At 61.3% G+C, this 2297-nt stretch carries 1 protein-coding gene; it reads right to left on the bottom strand.

Features of this window, described 5'->3' with window-relative positions:
* Positions 1 to 308: 308 nt before the first annotated feature.
* Positions 309 to 1691 carry an RNA-binding domain-containing protein gene (locus DXC52_RS09760; RefSeq protein ID WP_117747094.1) on the bottom strand — a complete coding sequence of 461 codons (1383 nt, stop codon included), beginning with the start codon at positions 1689 to 1691 and terminating at the stop codon, positions 309 to 311.
* Between the last annotated feature and the right edge of the window lie 606 nt (positions 1692 to 2297).

Here is a 2297-nt window from a genome sequence, read left to right as displayed (position 1 = left end):
CAGTAGCGGTCAGTAGCGGTCAGTAGCGGTCAGTAGCGGTCAGTAGCGGTCAGTAGCGGTCAGTAGCGGTCAGTAGCGGTCAGTAGCGGTCAGTAGCGGTCAGTAGCGGTCAGTAGCGGTCAGTAGCGGTCAGTAGCGGTCAGTATATTCTTCGGAGCCGTTTCTCTGGGCTTCGGCGGACTTGCCAACTCGCGCTTGGGCACTACTCAGTAGATTACTCAGCAGTGCCCAGTAGATTACTCAGTAGTGCCCAGCAGGGGGAGGGCAGCAAACGCAATGGGCCTGTTTCCCGGCTAGGACCTGCAGCCTCAAACTTCGCTTGGCATCCTGTAGAACTGGTGCGGGTCTTTCGGGCTTTTCCCTACCCATTCCAACAGGCCTCGACCGGCAAGGTCTTTCAGAGTCTTCGAGGCCGTTTTCCTACCGACATTGGACTCCCGCGCGAGGTCGGAGGTCGTGATTTTCCCCTGAGCGGCGGCAATTGCCATCGCTGCTCGTTCGCGCTCGCTGAGGAGCGGTCGGTTGTCGGCCGCGGTTCTCCTGAAGGCCGCTTTCTGCAACCCAGGACGCTCGAAGACGACGACGGTGCTGTTGACGGTCTGCTCGAAGCGGAACCTCACGCCGGCTGCCTCGCAGGCCTCCTTGATGCGCGGTATGCCCGTGCCGTACTGCTCGATGACGCCGGCGCGGAACAGGGTGCGCGCGATCGCGGGGTTTCGGAGGCCGAACTCGCTCGCGGTACCGTCTAGGTGCTCTTGCGGCGAGTCGCCCTCGGGGAACAGGCCCGGGCTCACGATCTGGACGGTGTCCATGAACACGTTGACCTCGACGGCGGTGCCGGTGGTGTAGTCGCGGTGGCACAGCGCGTTGGCAACCGCCTCGCGGATGGCCTCGGCCGGGATCTCGGGGATCTCCTTGCGGTACATGCCCGTCTCGCCGATGACGAACTCGCGCCTGATGTTCGACGTCACGAAGTACTCGGCGAAGTCGAGCAGCTTGAGCATGGTGCCGCTCTCGCGGCGCAGGTCGAGGATCTTGGCCTTGGTGTTGCCGCCCAGAAGCCCCAGCTTCATCCTGGGGTAGGTGTCGGATCCCTCGCAGAACAGCTCCACCGCGGCGTTTCTTAGGCTGCCGTCGGGCGCGACGAGGTCGAGCCTTGCCAAGGTGTCCTCCACGCCGGCGAACCCGCCGCCCACGCGTCCGGCCCTGCCGCCGCGCGCGACGAAGTCACGCACCGCCTGCTCGTCGGCGTCGGAGACGGGCCTGCCGGACGGCAGCGAGTCCCACGGGCTACGGGCGCGCTCACGCTTGACGACCATGGCGCTCAGCTCCGAGGCCGACAGCGCTTTGTTCGAAGTCCCCACGCGGGTGAAGTAGCGTCCGTCGGCGGAGTAGGGGGCGTCGGCACCTGAGAAGGCAATTTTGATGTATCGCAGCCCATCATCGGCGTCGAGGCACTCGACCGTCGGGAACACCGCGGGCTCGATCTTGTCGGACACCCACGACGTCATCTGGCGCAGCGTTGCGTCGCTGACATCCTGGCCGATGACATCGCCGTTGTCCTTCACGCCGAAGTAGAGCTCGCCGCGGCCGTGCTTGTTCAGCATGGCGCTGATGGCTTGCAGTGCTTCTTTATGCTCGCCAGTGGACTTCTTGAACTCGACGGTCTCGCTCTCGCTGCCCAGGTTCATCCGCGCTGCCTTTCCCGTTCGTTGCTTGTCTCGTTGGATTATACCGTGGTCACCATGGGCGAAAACGTGGAAGCGCGCTTGCTTGCCTCTACCATGTTCTCATGCGCCTTAATGCCCTTTGTGAAGAATCATCCCATTGGGAAACGGGTCCCTATGGAACGATTTTGGTATCAGGCATAGGGGGGCGCTATCGTGGATGTCGTCACCATTGCCTGCGCCCTCGATCCAGAGATGTAATTACAGAAGTGCGGGGAAAAATCGAAAACCTTCGAGCACAACGCGGTTTTTTTGTATCAAAACCGCAGGTCGCGGAAGCCTAAAACGGGGGTCTGGTCAGCATTCCTTTGGTTTTCCCCGCACTTCCGAATTTGGCCTCTCGCCACATCCCGATTACGTCTTAAAGTGGCGCAAAAAGCCGTGTGCTCTGCTTGATTTTGCTCAGGAATTATGCCTGAGGGGTAGTGGATTCGCCTTTCTCCGCCGTGCAGCGGCACGTGTAGGGCTCTCTGGCTCAGGCGCGAGTCGCTTCCCGTCTGAAAAAGTTCTTAAAACAGCTGGTTGATTTCCGATCTCAGCCGAACACATTAGGCGGACAGGCCGTTCCCG

This window comes from Collinsella sp. TF05-9AC (assembly GCF_003438495.1).
Taxonomy (GTDB): Bacteria; Actinomycetota; Coriobacteriia; order Coriobacteriales; family Coriobacteriaceae; genus Collinsella.
Note: the sequence above shows the minus strand (reverse complement) of the source record. Positions and strands in the feature narration are given on the sequence as shown.